The following is a 19,142-nucleotide window of genomic DNA, read 5'->3' on the forward strand; positions in this document are numbered from 1 at the left end:
CTACTTACCCAAAAACAACACTGCGATAAATTTCCGCTATCGGTAATTCAACCCCAATTGACTCCAAAGAAATAGATTTTTCTAAATTATTAAAATCACTGAATAACCAACCTTGAGATTGTTTACTATATTTCTCGATGAAAGGTTCATCTTGTTCAACTAATAAATATTCACAAAAACTGCTAATTGAACGATACATCCGAAACTTGCTTTTGCGGTCATAATCTGCTGTTGAAGGAGATAGTACTTCCACAATTAAAATAGGATTTAAAACTTCATCACTGCGATTTTCATTTAGTTGCGGTTCACCTGCAAAAACCATCACATCTGGATATAATCCGCGTTTATATTCAGGAATCCATAGGCGTAAATCGCTATTAATTGGCTCAAATTTACTATCACGTAGCAAAAACTTGAGAAATGCAAAAATATTGCCACCTATCCGGCTGTGGTTGAGTGATCCTCCAGACATTGGTACAATTTCTCCATTATGATATTCACTGCGCCCTTCAGCTTTTTCTTCAATGGCGCGATATTCATCTAAACTATAACGACGCTCAACAGTGGTAATCATCATGTTGTAACCGATTACATTGAAGTGATCATGATTATAGCAAAATTGGGGCGATCGCTAATGTGAAGGTCTAAAATTTTCTGGTAAGTGATAGAAGTGTCACACTAAAAATCTGTTGTAGGGTGTGGTTCGGCAAGCTCACCAACCACGTCAGACTGCATAAATCCTGCAAATAAATAGATTGTTGGTATCTGACGCACCCTACCAATATGCCAGTTGCGTAAGTTCTGAGTGAATTACATTTAATTTCGTGCAGAGACGTAGAGAGAAATAAATAGTGTTAAAATCTAACTAACTACGGCAATAGATGGAGTAACTCTGATGCTACAAGTTAAACATAAATTTCAAAGCTTTGAAGAATATTTATCTTATGACGATGGTACAGAAAAACTTTATGAATTGTTTAATGGAGAGTTAATTGAAATGCCCCCAGAATCAGGAGTTAATGTGCAAATTGCCAATCGTATTTTCCTCATTTTTGCATTGTTAATAGGGATTGATAGAGTGCGGGGAAATGGTTTGGAATTGGAAGTAAGAGGAGAACCGAGAAACCGTTATCCTGACTTGACTATTATTCGAGAAGAGCATATTCAACAATTAGCAAATCGGAACACTATTCGCCTATCAATGTTACCACCTTTATTAGTTGTTGAAGTTGTTAGTCCTGGGGAATTACAAAGAGATAGAGATTTTATTGCCAAGCGTCTACAATATCAAGATTGTGGTATTCCTGAATATTGGATTATTGACCCCCAAACCCAAAGCATATTAGTTTTAGAGTTAATTAACGAAACTTACACTGAAATGGGGATTTTTGCTGGTGATGGTTTAGTTTTATCTCCACAATTTAATAGTCTAAATTTAAAAGTTTCGCAAATATTTGATCAGGATAAATAAGAAAATCCTGTTAATCTTGATTTGGATATTTATGAAATTGGATTAGAGGAGAGTAATTCATAATGAAGAATTACTCATTTTTGGAGGTTTGTTGAGTTGCACTGTCGCTTAACCTAACCTACAATTTCTCTTAATTTCTCTCTGTGACTCTGCGACTCTGCGTGAAACAAAAAAAATGTAGTTCATTTACTTTGATCATGGCTATCCCCGTAGTCATAAGGATCATGAGTGACAACAGGTAAAACTTCCCAGTTTTCAATCATAGGTGGGGAAGAAGTTGTCCATTCCAAAGTTAAACTTTTCCCATAATTACACCGCTTAAACCACCCATGACGAACATTGATAATAAACCAATGGCGAATAACATGGCGCTGGTAAAACGGATTTTTCCACCCCATAATGTTGCAACCCAACCTAAGATTTTGACATATTTCTAGCACCCATCATTAAGGGGACTAGATAATTACCAAATCCGCCAATTGCACTGGGAACAATCCACAAAAAAATTATGATTGTGCCATGATTTGTCATGAAAGCATTGTCCAGATTTGGATCAAGAAAATCGGAGTTTGGGGTGGCTAATTCGGTGCGGAGAGCGATCGCCATCAACCCACCAATTAGATAAAAGAAAAATGCACTCACCAGGTATTGAATCCCAATAACTTTGTGATCAGTATTAAATGTAAAATAATCTCGAACTTTCCCAGTTTCGGGATGATAACTATGAGTAACCAACCGGGTTGGTGATTCACTTTCATCAGGTGGAGGATTAACTGGAAAATTTACTTGTGTCATATTTTTGTAAATTGTCTTTTGTCAGTTATTAGCTAATTAGGTTCTACCGCTCCCCTTATGGAGAAGAATATTAATTTAATTTTTGTAGGTTGGGTTGTAGCTTGCTTCCCGCAGGGTACGAAGTGAAACCCAACATTGGCGGTAGAATAGTAAGAGTTGTTGGGTAACATCCGTCAACCCAACCTACAATAAATGTTGTTTTACATAAAGGGAACGGTAGAGCCGCTAATTATATTGATAATCACAAAATCCTCGACTTATTCAAGAAATCAAGGATCTGAGAGTTGATATTTTCATAAATCAAATAGCAGTAGAAAAAATAGTAGCAAGTATGATTTTTTCAGATGATAACAAGTTAAGATTTACGTTTCTGTTGACTGTGAACTTTTTAACCAATTGCTGTAAATATCGAGATTCCCCTCTAATTACCTTGCTGATAAACTTGACAAAAATAACCAGTGTTTTGCAAAACATCACACCGTATTACCAAGAATGTTATTTATCTAGTGTGTCATGACTGTAACAATTCTTGGAACAAATCCGAGCGCAAGCTTCACAACCAATACAGTTTTCTGGATTAGCAATAACCATTACTTTCCGTTCAACTTCTTCTTCATCTTCATCTACTACAAATTCACCTTCTTCATTCAAAGCCATTAAAGCTAAAACTTTATGACCACAAATTTTCATACATCTGCCACAACCAATACATTTTTCTTTATCTATTTCTTGAGCAAATTTAGGAGTCCAAGCATTACCACCATAAGTCAATCCTGTTAATGTAGCCATGAATAAAACCTCAGCAATTTTAGCTAGATGTTAGTTAATCCTTTAATCTTCATACTAGCCTGAGATTTCATTTTTTCAATCACAAAAATTAACTTTTTGTCAAATTTTGATGACTTGCTAAATAATATTATTTATTTTTAATTAGTTCAAAATATTAAATGATATTACTTATTGATAAATTTGGGTAGTGTGCTTGGATAGAAAGCTTATTAGTCAAAGGTTTCTAGAATTGTGTTTAAATTTATTTTCTCAATAAAGCTTGATAAATTAGCCTAAAGATATCTTATGTAACAAGAATAATAATCAATTATCAAAGATTATTATTTGCTTAATTGACTTCCTATTTGCAAATATTTTCTAATTAGATAAAAATATTCTCCTGAGAGTATTAGTAAACACAAACTTTAAAAAATCATTTCCTCTATTTTTGAACCATTTTGTTTTCTATTCTTTATTACCAATTACCCATTCCCGCCTATAAGATGTTACTCAAAAACATTTAGGATAATTTATATAGCCCAAACCAAACATTATGACAGTAAATATTCAGGTAAATATTAAGAAATCCTCCCAAGCTCATCCCGAACAATCTTATTGAAATCTTTATGAAAATTATAGTTAATGAAGAAGCAATGAAGCCTAACTTTGCAAAATATAAATAGCTACAAAATCTGGCTTCATTAACCATATCAGTAATTAATCAGGCGAGAAAAATATCTTCTCGTTATAGAGGTAATTTGGTAGCAAGTTATGAATCAATTGGACACATTAAGGGGAGACTTGAGCCAAACATCTCAACGATTAAAGTAGGAACAGTTCCTATGCCACATATAATTCCTAACAACAGTTGCGTGGGATGTGACAACTGCCGACCCCTATGTCCTACGGGTGCAATCAAAATCGAAGATGATGAATATTGGGTTGATCCTGCCCTTTGTAATAATTGTGAGGGTTATTATTTACAACCACAATGTGTGATTGCTTGTCCAACAAATGCGCCTATACCTACACACGCAAAAAAAGGAAGATGCAAAGTTGAACCACGTGATGCGACTAGTCCAGATTTGTTTTCTAATGGTAAGAATAATCCCTTTGCGTCAGCAATAGTTATTTGGGAAGCTTGTAATTTACTAGCGCAACGAACATCTTTACAATGGGAAAAAAATGAGGAGGGTAATTTACATTACAGTCGCTCAGTTAATCAAGGACGAGGGACAATTTCCTTTCAGATCCAAGACCTATTTCAAGCTAATAACCGCGCTGATAATTTACAAGCAATTGATTATCTAGACATTCGTGCTGCTTGTATCCATCTCATTTTTGCTGCTCAAATCACAGCCCTAGATCAACCTTGGGAAGAAGAATTTACAATTGATGAACGACAAATTGAACAGTATTTGGGCTTAGAAAAACGTAAAGACCTCAGCAAAAGCACCAAACTTGGTTTAATTAAAAACATCGTTTATCAAACTTGTTCTCTCATGGTTTCTATTGACTGGCCGCAACAGGGTAGAGTTCCCAGTTTTTCTATTAAAGATAGTTATCTATGGAATTTGACAGATACTCAGCACCATTTTCAAGAAGATGATCAAGGTTGTAAATATTTAGTCGGACTGACATTTACAGTCAAAGCTGGGATTTGGACACAACATTTCTTCAACAGACAAGGATGCAAAGAACGCACCACATTTTATCAGTATGGCAGTCTTCCCAAAACCCTATTAACCACAGTTATGAGTCTGTGGCAACAACATGAAGGGGCTGTGAGACTTATGCTTTGGTTATTATTTAAAACCAAAATGGGTAGAGAACAACGGATTACTATTCCTACCTTGCTGCGCGTTGCTTATGGTGAGGAAAAAGTGACTCAAGCTTCTAGACACAGGGAAGAACGTAAACGCCTCCTTAAAGCCTATGAAAATGATTTAGAAGTTCTCAATCATTATGGAGTAAAGCCATTATTTGATCCTGTTACCTATCCCCCAGAAATTCAACCTTTGTGGGCAAAATTAGTTGATATCCCTGAAGATCCAGAGGAAGCTTTAGAATTTTGGATTAATGATGGTAGTGGTGAAAATCGTCTCACAGACAGCGGACCACGTGGTAAATGGAATTTGCTTCTGAATGCCCGAATTTTATCTTTTGAACTCCCTCCAGACTGGGAAAACCGCTCAGAATCAGATAAAAAACAACGTCGCACCACTAAATCCAAAAGTAATCATCAACAAACAGGTAATTTATTGGGGGAACAAGTGACAGAAGGACGTAAAAAAATGAACCTTTCCCAAAGGGAATTAGCAAAGCTGATGGAAAAAAGCCAAAGCTGGATTCGTGACGTGGAAAAAGGTCGTTTAAAAGCGAAACTAGACGATCAAATGCTTCTGAGACAATTGCTAGATATTTCTTAAAATAATTAAGCAATACCTTCGCTATTTTTTATAGGTTGGGTTAAGCGATAGCGCGACCCAACGCATTTGTTTGGTTATGACGGATGCCTATAATTCCCGTATAAATACGCACTATTTTCTCCGCAACGCGAACAACCCTAACTATTAGTCAAGGCTTTTTTCAATTTGGCAAAGGTATTGCTTAAATTGTTACCAATGCTCACAACTTAGTTAATTAAACAAAATCAAGATGCAAATTTTGATTTTTCGTGTTAAATGATGAGTATTAAGGAAATTTGTCAAGATGATGGTGTCAATCTTAAATCTAGTGAGGAGTGAACGTGAGTAATATTATTTTTCGTAAAAGTTTTTTAACCTTACCAAGTCTTGCAGCTTTGGTAATTTTAGGGAGCGGACTTTCCGTAAATGCTCAGACAGTTGAGCCAGAAACAATTATTCTTCCCACCCACCAAACATCAATATCCACCGTTGCTACAGAAGAAATAGCCAGTGGAACAATCACACCCATACCAGGAACAGTAGAAACTTCATCAGTTATGCTCAATTCTGGTTCTACAGAAGCCAGTGAAAAAACACAACCATCTAATCGCATCGCACAAAGTCCAATTGGCATAGGTAGAGCCACTCGTGGTGGTAGTAGCTACATCGGTGTTGGTTTCAACGTTGGTGCTTCCGGTGGCTTTTCAGACCTAAGTGATGGTAACTTTACTGTCATTAGTAAAATTGGTGTTACCAAAACTCTATCAATCAGACCATCAGTAATACTAGGATCAAACACAACATTTCTCGTCCCTATCACTTATGACTTGTCTTTTAAATCACCAGATCCATTTACAGAAGCTTTACCCATAGCTCCTTATTTTGGATTAGGTGCAGTCATTGAAACAGGCGATAAATCTGAAACTGCTTTGTTAGTCACTGGTGGTATAGACGTACCTCTCAATAGTAGATTAACCGCCACAGCCGCTGTCAATGCTGGGTTTTTTAGTAAAACTGATGTCGGGGTTTTGTTGGGAGTTGGTTATAACTTCCGTGGGTTTTAGAAGATAGGACTAAGCAGAGGTTTAGACCTGCTAGACCTCTGCTGACACCTGAATTCTACTCCGTAGCATCCATTAAGGAAAATTAGCAAACAAGCAACTAGTTACTTGCCTTCACAAGAGAGGGATTGACGCTGTACAATTTTTTGGTAACAACTGACAACTGACAACTGTACGGGCGAAGCATTTGGAGAACTATTTTTGGCAATGACCGATAATTTATCTTCCAAATGCTTCGCCCCTACTGACAACTGACAACTGACAAATGACCAAAACAATCGTTGTTAAAATCGGTACTTCTAGTCTCACTCAACCAGAAACCGGACAATTAGCCCTTTCTAGCATTGCTACTTTAGCGGAAACTCTTTGTGATTTGAGACGACAGGGACATCGAGTAATTTTAGTTTCCTCCGGTGCTGTGGGAGTAGGTTGTGCGCGGTTAGGTTTAACGGAACGTCCCAAAACTATAGCTTTAAAACAGGCTGTAGCAGCAGTTGGACAGGGTAGATTAATGCGTATATATGATGATTTATTTAGTATTTTGCAACAACCAATTGCTCAAGTATTATTAACAAGGGCAGATTTGGTACAGCGTAGCCGCTATCTTAATGCTAATAATACTTTTCAAGAATTACTAGCTTTGGGAGTAATTCCCATTGTTAATGAAAATGATACAGTAGCTGTAGAAGAATTAAAATTTGGAGATAATGATACCCTTTCTGCATTAGTAGCCAGTTTAGTAGAAGCAGATTGGCTGTTTTTATTAACAGATGTTGATAGATTATATTCAGCCGATCCTCGTTCTGTACCTGATGCTAAACCGATTAGTTTAGTTAGCAGTATGCAAGAACTGACAGATTTACAGATTCGAACTGGTGGACAGGGTTCTCAATGGGGGACTGGGGGGATGATGACTAAAATTTCTGCGGCCAGAATTGCGATCGCGGCTGGTATCCGCACAGTCATTACCCAAGGACAGTTTCCCCGGAACATTGAAAAAATTATCCAAGGGGAACTCATCGGTACACACTTTGCACCCCAACCAGAACCAACTTCAGCCCGCAAACGCTGGATAGCTTATGGTTTAATTCCTGGGGGGAAATTATATTTAGATGCGGGAGCGATCGCCGCTGTTGTCAAAGCCGGAAAATCCCTATTAGCAGCAGGAATTAGAGCCGTAGAGGGGGAATTTGACAATCAAGAAGCGGTGCAGTTATGTGATAGTAATGGTCAGGAAATTGCTAGAGGATTGGTGAATTATAATAGTGAGGAATTGCAGAAAATTTGCGGCCGACAGTCACGGGAAATACCAGCAATCTTAGGTTATGAGAAGGCAGATACTGTGATTCACCGAGATAATTTAGTTTTGATTTAAAGCAGGAGTCAGGAGAAGAAAGAAGAAAATTACCAATTACCAATTACCAATTACCAATTACCAATTACCAATTACCAATTACCAATTACCAATTACCAATTACCAATTACCAATTACCAAATTGTGAATCTACTCCGTTTAATCCCAATTTTTGATAATTCCGTTTCTACTTGGGGACTAGAAGCCCGATTATTACGCTGGCTAACATTAACGTGGATGTTTATTGGCTTAATTATCCTCTTTTCCGCATCCTATCCCGTTGCTGATGAACGTCAAGGTGACGGTTTATATTATTTCAAACGGCAAATTCTTTGGGCTATAGCTTCTTTAATTATTTTCAACATCATTGTTAATTTGCCATTGCGGAAAATTTTGGGAGTATCTCATTGGTTTTTAATATTTTTCCTGATGTTGATTTTTCTGACCTTAGTACCAGGATTAGGAAAAAAAGCCTTTGATGCTGCTAGGTGGATATCCATTGGCCCAATTCCTATCCAACCATCAGAATTAATTAAACCTTTTCTAGTTTTACAAAGTGCGACACTTTTTGGAAAATGGGAAAAACTGCGTTGGGGAATTCGTTTATCTTGGCTGGGTGTTTTCGGTCTTGTCCTCTTAGGAATTCTTGCCCAACCTAACTTAAGTACAACAGCACTTTGCGGCATGACAATTTGGTTTATTGCCCTAGCAGCAGGAATACCATATAAATATTTGGGAGGAACAGCCTTTGGTGGGGTAATGTTAGCAATAATCAGTATTAGTATCAAAGAATATCAACGCAAACGCATTATGTCCTTTATGAATCCTTGGGCTGATGCCACAGGAGATGGTTATCAGTTAGTACAAAGTTTATTAGCTGTAGGTTCGGGTCAAACTTCGGGGGTTGGTTTTGGACTTTCTCAACAAAAGTTATTCTATTTACCAATTCAAGATACTGATTTTATCTTCGCCATTTTTTCGGAAGAATTTGGTTTTATTGGCGGTATTTTACTATTACTAATGTTAGCAATATTCGCTACTTTAGGATTAATTATTGCCCTCAAATCCAAGAATCTGACATCTCAATTAGTGGCAATTGGTGTAGTAGTTGTTATGGTTGGGCAATCATTATTACATATTGGCGTAACTACAGGCGCTTTACCAACTACAGGCTTACCTTTACCCATGTTTAGTTATGGTGGTAATTCAATGGTTGCCAGTTTGATATCTTCTGCTTTATTAATTCGCGTAGCGAGGGAAAGTAGTGAAGCCGACGTAGTTCCATTACGAAAAACACTATCTGAAAATCAGACAAGAAGACGATTTTTTTAGTATTGGTATTCCGCGCTTCTTTAAATCAGCAGGATTTTACTCGTGACTCTTGCTGTAATTCAAAATCTCAAATTTGTTAAGTTCATGAATTTTAATGATAACACTGCAAATATTTGTGGTATAAATATAAAATACGGTATTCCTACTTAAAAACCGTAGATTATTTGCAGAGGTGTAGCACCAGTGGGTATAGTAGTTGAAAACGTCTCTAAACAATTTGGTAGTTTCCAAGCAGTTGAACAGGTAAATCTGGAAATTCAGAGTGGTTCTCTGGTGGCTTTACTTGGTCCATCTGGATCTGGTAAATCTACCCTATTGCGATTAATTTCTGGTTTAGAAACACCAGATACAGGTAAAATATTTCTGACAGGTAAAGATGCTACTGATCAAAGTGTACAAGAAAGAAATATTGGCTTTGTCTTTCAGCACTATGCCCTATTTAAACATTTAACTGTTCGCAAAAATATCGCCTTTGGCTTAGAAATTCGCAAAGCCCCCAAAAAGAAAATTCAGGGAAAAGTAGAACAGCTATTGGAATTAGTGCAATTAAGTGGATTAGGCGATCGCTATCCTTCACAGCTTTCCGGTGGACAAAGACAACGGGTAGCTTTAGCCAGAGCATTGGCCGTAGAACCCAATGTACTATTATTAGATGAACCCTTTGGCGCTCTTGATGCCAAAGTCCGCAAAGACCTACGAGCTTGGTTACGTCGTCTCCATGATGAGGTTCATGTTACCACAGTTTTCGTCACCCATGATCAAGAAGAGGCAATGGAAGTTTCTGATGAAATCGTGGTCATGAATAAAGGCAAAGTGGAACAAGTAGGAACACCCGCACAAATTTATGATCATCCCGCATCTGCATTTGTGATGAGTTTTATTGGTCCGGTGAATGTATTACCCAGTTCTGCCAAAATCTTTCAAAGTAGCGGTTTTGAATCAGCACATCCAGAAACATTTTTGCGTCCCCAAGATATCATCATTGAAAACGTTGCTAATGGAACAACAGTACCAGCTATAGTCAGCAGAATCATTCATTTAGGTTGGGAAATTCAAGTTGAATTAACCTTAGATGATGGACAAGCAATGACAGCCCATTTAACACGGGAACGGTTCGATGAACTAAAATTAGAACCCCAAGAAAAGGTTTATGTTAAACCTAAAGATGCTAAATCTTTTCCACTTTATTATTCAATTTAGGACACAGGGAGCAGGGGGAAATTTTTTCCCCTTACTACTGACCACTGACCACTGACCAATTAAATCAGAGATCTTGATTTTTCAGATGCTTTTCCTAATCCTACCAACTGGTAACTAAGATCCCACATCCGCTTGCCTTTTTCTTCGTCTCGTGCTTGGGGAGAGACTTTTTGCCCAAAAGATGCCCGATCTTTCTTTTGACGATTTCCCCAACTCCAATAAATCCCAGATTGTTTGTATTCAGGATCAGCTACTACCATAGCAACGCGCTCTCCTGATAATTCCTCGGTGACAAATCCTCCAGTAATATACCTTTGGAAAAGAGGGAAAATTTTCTGGAAGAGAGGATAGTGATTGCGGAATAAAGCCGTTGTCGCTACACAACCAGGATAGAGAGAACTGAAAGTAATCCCAGTGGACTCATGAAAACGGTTATGTAGTTCCCGCATGGTGAGAACGTTACATACTTTACTATCTTTGTAGGCTTTGACTGGTTCAAATTGCTTACCGTCAATCATTGTGATTGGATTTTGGAAACCCGCTGCAAAACCTTCAAAATTGCCTAAATCTGGACGAGGAGGAATTTTACCACCCAATTCATCTGGGTTGTGGGTAACAGTTCCCAAAATTACCAATCTTTTATCAGCGGCAGGTGATTTTTGTAAATCTGCCAGCATTAAATTACACATCAGAAAATGTCCGAGGTGATTTGTGGTAACGGTTAATTCAAATCCTTCGGGAGAAAATAACGGTTCTTTGATTAAAGGCATATAAATGGCAGCGTTGCAAACCAAAGCTTCCACGGTTTTGCCAGTCGCTCTGAAATTGTTGACGAACTGTCGAACGCTTTCTAAAGAGCCTAAATCAATTTGCATGAGTGTATAGCTATTTGCAGGCATTCCGACACTCTGGGCAGCTTTCTCGGCTTTGATTAAATCACGACAAGCCATAATAACGTGCCAGTTTCCTTTGTCAACGAGAGCCTTGGCTGCTTGCAAACCGACTCCAGAAGAAGCACCTGTGATGATTGCTGTTGACTTACGATTTTGTTCCATCTGTTGGGACTCCTTTAACTATGCGTTGATTCAAAATTAGTTTATATGATTTTAATGATCTCATACTTTTGAAACTTATATAATAATGCTCAATGAGTAGTGAACAGAATGTAATCAATCATAGATAATAACGATAAATAAACACATTTTCAAAACCTAAATGCAGGGATTTAGCATTCCTAAACCCCTAATCCTCTCCGCTGACTGTACTATTGTTATGCGAATTTAGCTAATAACTCCTCACGAGATAATTGTAGAAGTAAAGGAGTAAATTCTTCTCTACTCATGGCAATTAGAGGATTGATAATTCTTTGTAGCTGAGGATCAATTTGACCAAAACGCACTTGCAGGATACTTTCAATCATAGCGTGTCGTTCTCTTTCTACACCTGCTTGGAGTCCTTCTTGTCGTCCTTCCTGAAGTCCTACATGAATTCCTTCCTGAAGTCCTTCTTGTCGTCCTTCTTGTCGTCCTTGTTTTTTCAGTTCTTCTAATTGTTGCTGATAAATTTCCGATAATTTCATAATCAACTCCTGATCATCTTTATCAATATCTTGTTCTTGACGCTGACGAGCCGATAACACAGCAATTAGGTTATGTACTAATTGTATAATATCCGCGAGAAAAGGACTATCATTAGCCAGTGTTTCTAATTCTTCCACCGCTTGTCTTTGCACTTTTCCTTTTCCTAAAACCCTCAAAAACAGTGTTTCTGGTGTAATAGGGAGTTGGTGAATGGCAATAATGATGGTTTTGAATCCTTCTCCAAAAAAATAAATCCCTTTTCCCCAGTTTTCTTCATCCGTAGTCCCATTAAAACTGGCTAGGAGTTCTATTGATGCTGTCGGAGTAAAAATCCACAGACGAGGTAATTCTGCTTCATTTATTCGCGTATTATTGCGGTTAGATTGCCGTTCTAAGTCAGCATGGATGTCAAATAATTTACCCATACAACTGCGAATTTCACTTTTGCTGACAGCATTGCGAAATGGTTCAAATATAGCATATTTTGTGGCCATTCGCCCTAGTAATCCGAGTGTTTCTAGGCTTTGTGTGGGTTGAGGTGAGGGGATAAATAAAACGTCAATTTGTCTAACTTCTGCGGTGATATCTTTGCTGGTTTCTACTTGTCCATAAGGTGTTAATAGTTCCGTGAGATATTGCTTGGCGAATTGGTCATGTATAAAGCGAGTCATTTAATTTGATTTTGACTAATACAGAAATATTAATTTAACATTCTTTGGATCATGATGATTCCCATTGAGAATATAGGGGTTGACGATGTAAACCCCTACAAGTGAAAAACTAAGCCATTTTAGGTTTTTGTAAATGCCAATTAGTTGATTGTTCATAGGCATAAGCTACTTGGAAAATTTGCTCTTCTCCTAGCACTTTACCAACTATTTGCAGTCCAATGGGTAAACCTTTACTATCAAAACCGCAAGGTAAACTGATTCCTGGTAAACCAGCTAAATTAGCAGGAATAGTCATTAAATCATTTAAATACATACTCAAAGGATCAGTAGTTTTTTCTCCGGCTCGAAATGCGGTGGTAGGTGCAGTGGGAGAAATTAAAACATCTACTGTTTTAAAAGCTTTTTCAAAGTCTTGTTTAATGAGAGTGCGGACTTTTTGTGCTTTCAAATAATAGGCATCATAATAACCAGCGGAAAGGGCATAAGTACCAATCATAATCCGGCGTTTGACTTCCGCCCCAAAACCTTGAGAACGAGTTTTGGTATACATTGATAAAAGATTGTCCGCATCAGGGGAACGCAACCCATATTTAACGCCATCGTAACGCGCCAAGTTAGCTGATGCTTCCGAGGGGGCGATAATGTAGTAAGTTGGTAAACCATAGCGGAAACTGGGACAGGAAATAGGATGAATTTCTGCACCTAATTCTTGAAGTTGTTCAATGGCTTTGGTGACAGCGGCTTCTACTTCTGGATCTAAACCTTCACCAAAGGTTTCTGTAATGACACCAATTCTCAATTTCTTCCTAACTTTGAGATCCGGTTTTAAACTAGCCGCATAGTTAGGAATGGCAACTTTGAGACTGGTAGAGTCTTGAGGATCATAACCAGCGATCGCACTCAATAATATAGCCGCATCTTCCACACTCCGTCCAAATGGTCCAATTTGATCTAAAGACGAAGCATAAGCCACCAAACCATAACGGGAAACTAACCCATAAGTCGGTTTCATGCCCACAACACCGCAGAAGGACGCAGGTTGCCGAATTGAACCCCCTGTATCCGAACCCAGGGAAACCACACATTCATCGGCTGCTACGGCTGCTGCTGAACCACCGGAAGAACCACCAGGAACACGGGATAAATCCCAAGGATTAGCGGTAACTTGGTAAGCGGAGTTTTCAGTAGAACTCCCCATAGCAAACTCATCTAAGTTGGTTTTACCTACCATGACACCCCCAGCGTCAGCTAGTTTTTGGGTGACGGTGGATTCGTAAGGTGGTACGAAATTTTCCAAAATCCGGGAAGCGCAGGTGGTGACTATCCCCTTGGTACACAAATTGTCTTTAATGCCGATGGGAATCCCCGCTAAGATGCCAATTTCTTCTCCAGCAGCGACTTTTGCATCTACAGCTTGAGCTTGTTTTAAGGCTTGTTCTGTCGTGACAGTGAGGAAACTGTGCAGTTTTGGTTCTAACTCTTGAATCCGATTTAATGCTTCTTGGGTAATTTCAACGGCAGAACGTTCTTTACTAATTATCTGTTCGTGCAACTCGCGGATGGATGCCATAATTGTTCTCTTTATGATTCAAGTCATTGATTTTAGCATTTACAGGGCTGGGGATTGGGGAATTTGCGTCTGAAGTTACAGGAGATTTTTTGTCTCACGCAAAGGCGCAGAGGCGCAAAGAGAGTTTTAAGAGTTTAGTTATAGTAAAAATATTACTTTTAAGAGAAAGCGAAAATCTGAATTTACTTGTTTTTAATTCTGATGCTGAGAGGATTACTCAATGGATACCTTAGATAATTATCGCCGGGTTATTAAAGAAGTGTTAATACCTTATACACAAATTCCTTACTCCTATGGAGTAATTGAGTGTAAAACAGTTTTTGATGATGAAAATGATAGCTATTTACTAATAACTATTGGTTGGGAAGGAGCGAAAAGAATTCACGGTTGCTTAGTTCATCTTGACATTATTGATGGCAAAATATGGGTACAAAGAGATGATACAGAAGATGGTGTTACTTATGAATTAGAAGCAGCGGGAATTCCTAAAGATAAAATTGTTTTGGGTTTTCACCCACACAATGTTAGGCAACATACGGGATATGCTGTAATTTAAGCGCGATAGCGAAGCGCTCCGTAGGAATCGCCGATCTCGTAGGTTGGGTTAAGGAACGCAACCCAACATTAATATTGCTGTTATTGATATTTGTTGGGTTTCATTTTATTCAACCCAACCTACAGCGCTAAACCGATTATTGCCCTAATTACAAAAATATTGGTAACATGAAGGCTTTAATCAAGTTATGAGATTAAAAAAATAGATTCCGATTATTTTACAGATGAATGATCATTAAAGATTATATAATGAACATATGAAAATAAACAATTTAAAAGCTGTAGAATTATTTGCTGGTATTGGCGGTTTTCGCTTAGGGTTGACAAATGCTAATATTGAAACTATATGGGCTAATGATATCAATGAATTGAGTTATCAAGTTTATGAAAGTAATTTCGGGAAAGATTCTCTAGTTTTAGGTGATATTAATAAAATTCCTATATTAGATATACCCAATCATGATATTTTAACTGCTGGTTTCCCTTGTCAACCATTTAGTCCTGCTGGTAAAAAATTGGGTGTGAGAGATAGTGTGAGAGGGACTTTATTTGAGCGTATTGTAGAAATAATAGATAAAAAACAACCGAAATATTTTTTCTTAGAAAATGTCAAAAGACTTTTAACAATGGAAAATGGCTATCATTTTCGAGTGATTTTAAATGCACTGTCAGAATTAGATTATTTTATAGAATGGAGAATTATTAGTCCTATTAGCTTTGGTATTCCTCAAAATAGAGACAGGATTTTTATTTTTGGTACAAAGTTAAATTCATTGCATATAAATTCTCAACTTTTACAAAATACATCAGTTTTCTTAACTGAACCAGATTTAACTGATTTAGAAAATATAGAAGAATTACTAGAAAAAGATATGATGCCTATAGTTACAAATAAAGGCAAGAATTATAATTGGGGAATTGCTTATAAAAATAAAATGTTAACTTTGAATCTTCCTGCTTTACCGGATATCAAACCTAGACAAAAATTAAAAGATATTCTCCAAGATGATTTAATGGTAGATCCTCAATTTGATTTTACATCTGATACCTTAGAACGAATTAAGCAAAGTAAAGCAGTAAATCGTTATTGTCAGGGTGTAGAATTATTATATAATCAAGATGGAGGCGCAAGATTAGGTTATACAATATTTGGAATTAATGGAATTGCATCAACATTAACTGCTTCGACATCAAGACATTATGAACGTTATCAAATAGGTGATAAATTTCGGCGTTTAACTAATATTGAATATGCTAGATTGATGGGTTTTCCTGATGATTGGTGTCGAATAGCGAGAATTTATGATCAATATGCTTTATTTGGTAATGCAATTGTTCCTGCTTGTGTAGAATGGGTATGTCAAAGAATTGGTAAAAGCAATATTGAATTTACTAAATCTTCGTGGCAACAATTAAGTTTGGCTATTTAATTTAAAAATGGAATTACTAACACTAGAATCTTTAAAAACGGCAGCACGTAATTTTTGCTCAGAATTAAGTGTAACACAAATTCATAATTTGTACGGAGTTACAGATGGTAAAGCAGTGGGAACTTATGTTGAGTCTACTTTTAATCAATATTTGTCCTCAAGATATGAATATACCCTTGGTAGTGCTGCGTTAGGTATAGATTTTCCGGGACTAGAAGTAGATTTAAAAGTAACATCTATTAAACAGCCTCAGTCTTCCTGTCCATTTAGAAATGCAAGTCAAAAAGTCTATGGTTTAGGATATAACTTATTAATATTTGCATACAAAAAAATTGATGATCATAGTTCTCTAACTGCCAATTCAAAATGTCAGAATGTCGTTTTTGTAACTAAAGAAAGAACTGGAGACTATCAAACTACCTATGGAATTAAAGAAATTATCCGCCGCAATGGCAATAAAGATGATGTGATAGCTTTTTTAGAAGAACGTAATTTTCCTTTAGATGAAATTGGACGCGAAGCACTAGCAGCACGAATTTTACAATCACCTCCAGAAATAGGCTATCTAACAATTTCTAACGCTTTACAATGGCGGTTGCAATATAGCAGAGTTATCCAAGTTTCCACAGCAGGAACAACAACAGGGATAGAAAATTTATTAGTGTGAAAATTTTGTGTTACTTAATTGGAATATGAAATTTAAAAATTTAAAATCTCCAACTTTGCGGCTTTGCTCCTTTGCGACTTTGCGCGAAACATAATTCATACCGCTAATCACCGACAAATTAAAAATAATGTATAATAAACTATTCATATAATAAATCCTAACTAACTTAATTTTGTAACTAAGACCATGCACAATTCCGCTGAATTCCAAGACGCTTATGATGTGATTGTCGTCGGTGCAGGTCACGCCGGTTGCGAAGCAGCACTGGCTACTGCCCGCCTCGGTTGTCGGACACTGCTATTGACCCTAAACTTAGATAAAATCGCTTGGCAACCTTGTAACCCCGCTGTGGGTGGACCTGCCAAGTCCCAATTAACCCATGAAATAGATGCTTTAGGGGGGGAAATTGGCAAAATAGCAGACCGGACATACCTGCAAAAACGCATCCTCAATTCTTCACGGGGTCCTGCGGTATGGGCATTACGGGCGCAAACTGATAAAAGAGAATATGCGGCGATAATGAAGGGAATTGTCGAAAATCAAGAGAATTTGACAATTCGAGAAGCCATGGTGACAGATTTAATCTTAGATGATCATAATCAAGTTATTGGTTTAGAAACTTATTTTGGCGTATCTTTTCACTGCAAAGCGGTAATTCTCACCACCGGCACATTTTTAGGTGGCAAAATTTGGGTTGGGAATAAATCCATGGCCGCAGGACGCGCGGGAGAGTTCGCAGCAGAAGGTTTAACACAAACTCTCAACCGCTTAGGATTTGAAACCGGTAGACTGAAAACTGGGACACCGGCACGGGTTGATAAGCGTTCCGTTGATTACAGTCAAATGGAAATTCAACCGGGTGACGAAGCTGTGCGGTGGTTTAGTTTTGACCCCCAAGTGTGGGTAGAACGGGAACAAATGCCTTGTCACATGACTCGGACCACTAAAGAAACTCATCGTTTAATTCGGGAAAATTTACATCTGTCGCCAGTGTATGGTGGGTGGGTGGAAGCAAAGGGACCCCGCTATTGTCCGAGTATTGAAGATAAAATTGTCCGCTTTGCCGATAAGGAAAGTCACCAAATCTTTATTGAACCGGAAGGAAGGGATATTCCTGAATTGTATATCCAAGGGTTTTCCACTGGTTTACCTGAAACTTTGCAAATTTTAATGTTGCGGAGTTTGACAGGTTTGGAAAACTGTGTAATGTTACGTCCGGCTTATGCAGTAGAGTATGACTATTTACCCGCGACTCAGTGTTTTCCCACATTAATGACGAAGAAAGTCCCCGGATTATTTTGTGCAGGACAGGTAAACGGGACTACAGGTTATGAAGAAGCTGCTGCTCAAGGGATAGTAGCAGGAATCAATGCAGCGCGGTTTGTGCGGGGTGAAGAAATGATTATTTTTCCTCGTGAGCAAAGTTATATTGGTACATTAATTGACGACCTGTGTACGAAGGATTTACGCGAACCTTATCGAATGCTTACCAGTCGCTCAGAGTATCGGTTATTACTGCGTTCCGACAATGCTGATCTGCGTATGACACCTCTGGGACGGGAAATAGGTTTAATTGATGACCGGCGCTGGGACTTGTATACTCAAAAACAAGCACAAATTACTGCGGAGAAAGAACGCCTACATTGTACTAGAATAAAGGAGAATGAGCCGGTGGGGCAAGCGATCGCTCAAGACACCCAACAAGCAATTAAAGGCTCTATTACTCTTGCTGATTTACTGCGTCGTTCAGGTATCCATTACATTGATTTAGAACGTCACGGACTCCATAACCCCAACCTCAAACAAGCGGAAAAAGAAGGAGCAGAAATTGATATTAAGTACGCGGGTTATTTAGCAAGACAGCAACACCAAATTGACCAAGTTGCCCGTCAAGCAAATCGCCAGCTACCTGGTGATTTAAACTACTCAACCATTGAAACTCTCTCTAAAGAATCTAGAGAAAAGCTGAACAAAGTTAAACCCCTCACCATTGGACAAGCTGCGAGAATTGGGGGAGTTAACCCAGCCGATATCAACGCCCTGCTGATATATTTAGAAATAGCTAAAAACAAGGCTACTCCAGCGATTTCTCAGTAAGTAATAGATAAGTAGGTTAGCATTGAAAATCGTCGTTATGGCACTAGGCTTGAGGCAATACTTCGACTTCGCTCAGTAACCAGAGGCAAGAGGCAAGAGTGAAGAGGGTTTGGGCGATTTTACTTTTCGTTGTTGGTTATTTACTGACTCCTTTTTCCCAACTCTGGCCATAAACTTTTCTAA

At 37.9% G+C, this 19,142-nt stretch carries 18 protein-coding genes and 1 pseudogene; 11 read left to right on the top strand and 8 right to left on the bottom strand.

Going from position 1 to position 19,142, the window contains the following annotated elements; genetic code table 11:
- Positions 1 to 4: 4 nt before the first annotated feature.
- Positions 5 to 574 carry a Uma2 family endonuclease gene (locus BMF77_RS15330; RefSeq protein WP_148767011.1) on the bottom strand — a complete coding sequence of 190 codons (570 nt, stop codon included), beginning with the start codon at positions 572 to 574 and terminating at the stop codon, positions 5 to 7.
- Between the two features lie 321 nt (positions 575 to 895).
- On the opposite strand from BMF77_RS15330, the gene BMF77_RS15335 reads away from it, so the two are divergent.
- Positions 896 to 1,471, top strand: coding sequence for a Uma2 family endonuclease (locus tag BMF77_RS15335; protein ID WP_148763938.1), 576 nt, complete (start codon positions 896 to 898; stop codon positions 1,469 to 1,471).
- A 292-nt stretch (positions 1,472 to 1,763) separates the two neighbouring features.
- On the opposite strand, the gene BMF77_RS27980 is transcribed toward BMF77_RS15335, so the two are convergent.
- The 3 genes and pseudogenes from BMF77_RS27980 to fdxB all read right to left on the bottom strand — a co-directional run bounded on the left by BMF77_RS27980 (position 1,764) and on the right by fdxB (position 3,055).
- Positions 1,764 to 1,838: a hypothetical protein gene (locus tag BMF77_RS27980; RefSeq protein ID WP_246863164.1), complete on the bottom strand. Its 75-nt coding sequence runs from the start codon at positions 1,836 to 1,838 to the stop codon at positions 1,764 to 1,766.
- Between the two features lie 56 nt (positions 1,839 to 1,894).
- A pseudogene (locus BMF77_RS27985) lies at positions 1,895 to 2,266 on the bottom strand (cbb3-type cytochrome c oxidase subunit I); the annotation flags it as partial.
- A 495-nt stretch (positions 2,267 to 2,761) separates the two neighbouring features.
- Entirely contained in the window at positions 2,762 to 3,055 is a 294-nt protein-coding gene (gene fdxB / locus BMF77_RS15345) for a ferredoxin III, nif-specific (RefSeq protein ID WP_015078457.1), read from the bottom strand.
- An 821-nt stretch (positions 3,056 to 3,876) separates the two neighbouring features.
- Here fdxB and BMF77_RS15350 point away from each other — a divergent pair.
- Positions 3,877 to 5,463, top strand: coding sequence for a transcriptional regulator (locus BMF77_RS15350; protein ID WP_148763940.1), 1,587 nt, complete (start codon positions 3,877 to 3,879; stop codon positions 5,461 to 5,463).
- Between the two features lie 314 nt (positions 5,464 to 5,777).
- Positions 5,778 to 6,506 carry a hypothetical protein gene (locus tag BMF77_RS15355; RefSeq protein WP_148763942.1) on the top strand — a complete coding sequence of 243 codons (729 nt, stop codon included), beginning with the start codon at positions 5,778 to 5,780 and terminating at the stop codon, positions 6,504 to 6,506.
- A gap of 101 nt (positions 6,507 to 6,607) precedes the next feature.
- Here BMF77_RS15355 and BMF77_RS26780 read toward each other — a convergent pair whose 3' ends face one another.
- Positions 6,608 to 6,754, bottom strand: coding sequence for a hypothetical protein (locus BMF77_RS26780; RefSeq protein WP_168204360.1), 147 nt, complete (start codon positions 6,752 to 6,754; stop codon positions 6,608 to 6,610).
- A 14-nt stretch (positions 6,755 to 6,768) separates the two neighbouring features.
- Here BMF77_RS26780 and proB point away from each other — a divergent pair, with 14 nt between their 5' ends.
- The 3 genes from proB to BMF77_RS15375 all read left to right on the top strand — a co-directional run bounded on the left by proB (position 6,769) and on the right by BMF77_RS15375 (position 10,389).
- On the top strand, positions 6,769 to 7,878 hold the full coding sequence (proB, locus tag BMF77_RS15360; RefSeq protein ID WP_148763944.1) for a glutamate 5-kinase: 1,110 nt from the start codon (positions 6,769 to 6,771) through the stop codon (positions 7,876 to 7,878).
- Positions 7,879 to 8,001: 123 nt separating this feature from the next.
- Positions 8,002 to 9,189 (top strand): FtsW/RodA/SpoVE family cell cycle protein, encoded by a 1,188-nt coding sequence (locus BMF77_RS15370; protein ID WP_148763946.1) that lies wholly within the window; start codon positions 8,002 to 8,004, stop codon positions 9,187 to 9,189.
- Positions 9,190 to 9,372: 183 nt separating this feature from the next.
- Complete coding sequence (locus tag BMF77_RS15375) at positions 9,373 to 10,389, top strand: sulfate/molybdate ABC transporter ATP-binding protein (protein WP_015078462.1); 1,017 nt, start codon at positions 9,373 to 9,375, stop codon at positions 10,387 to 10,389.
- A 59-nt stretch (positions 10,390 to 10,448) separates the two neighbouring features.
- Here the strand turns inward: BMF77_RS15375 and BMF77_RS15380 are convergent, their stop codons facing one another.
- The 3 genes from BMF77_RS15380 to gatA form a co-directional block, all read right to left on the bottom strand.
- Complete coding sequence (locus BMF77_RS15380) at positions 10,449 to 11,444, bottom strand: protochlorophyllide reductase (RefSeq protein ID WP_148763948.1); 996 nt, start codon at positions 11,442 to 11,444, stop codon at positions 10,449 to 10,451.
- A 215-nt stretch (positions 11,445 to 11,659) separates the two neighbouring features.
- Positions 11,660 to 12,640, bottom strand: coding sequence for a hypothetical protein (locus BMF77_RS15385; protein WP_148763950.1), 981 nt, complete (start codon positions 12,638 to 12,640; stop codon positions 11,660 to 11,662).
- A gap of 109 nt (positions 12,641 to 12,749) precedes the next feature.
- Complete coding sequence (gene gatA, locus BMF77_RS15390) at positions 12,750 to 14,210, bottom strand: Asp-tRNA(Asn)/Glu-tRNA(Gln) amidotransferase subunit GatA (protein WP_148763952.1); 1,461 nt, start codon at positions 14,208 to 14,210, stop codon at positions 12,750 to 12,752.
- A 26-nt stretch (positions 14,211 to 14,236) separates the two neighbouring features.
- On the opposite strand from gatA, the gene BMF77_RS27360 reads away from it, so the two are divergent.
- The 5 genes from BMF77_RS27360 to mnmG all read left to right on the top strand — a co-directional run bounded on the left by BMF77_RS27360 (position 14,237) and on the right by mnmG (position 18,959).
- Complete coding sequence (locus tag BMF77_RS27360; protein WP_210422204.1) at positions 14,237 to 14,443, top strand: hypothetical protein; 207 nt, start codon at positions 14,237 to 14,239, stop codon at positions 14,441 to 14,443.
- A complete protein-coding gene (locus tag BMF77_RS15400) occupies positions 14,431 to 14,766 on the top strand; it encodes a XisI protein (RefSeq protein ID WP_148763954.1) in 336 nt (111 codons plus the stop codon). The genes BMF77_RS27360 and BMF77_RS15400 overlap by 13 nt, the downstream gene beginning before the upstream one ends.
- 256 nt (positions 14,767 to 15,022) lie before the next feature.
- Entirely contained in the window at positions 15,023 to 16,195 is a 1,173-nt protein-coding gene (locus tag BMF77_RS15405; RefSeq protein ID WP_148763956.1) for a DNA cytosine methyltransferase, read from the top strand.
- 7 nt (positions 16,196 to 16,202) lie between these two features.
- The gene (locus BMF77_RS15410) at positions 16,203 to 16,862 is read left to right on the top strand and encodes a restriction endonuclease (RefSeq protein ID WP_148763958.1); all 660 of its coding nucleotides are present in this window, start codon (positions 16,203 to 16,205) and stop codon (positions 16,860 to 16,862) included.
- Positions 16,863 to 17,048: 186 nt separating this feature from the next.
- The gene (gene mnmG / locus BMF77_RS15415) at positions 17,049 to 18,959 is read left to right on the top strand and encodes a tRNA uridine-5-carboxymethylaminomethyl(34) synthesis enzyme MnmG (RefSeq protein WP_148763960.1); all 1,911 of its coding nucleotides are present in this window, start codon (positions 17,049 to 17,051) and stop codon (positions 18,957 to 18,959) included.
- Positions 18,960 to 19,142: the final 183 nt, after the last annotated feature.

It is taken from the genome of Dolichospermum sp. UHCC 0315A, assembly GCF_008121535.1.
In the GTDB taxonomy this organism is placed as follows: Bacteria; Cyanobacteriota; Cyanobacteriia; order Cyanobacteriales; family Nostocaceae; genus Dolichospermum; species Dolichospermum lemmermannii.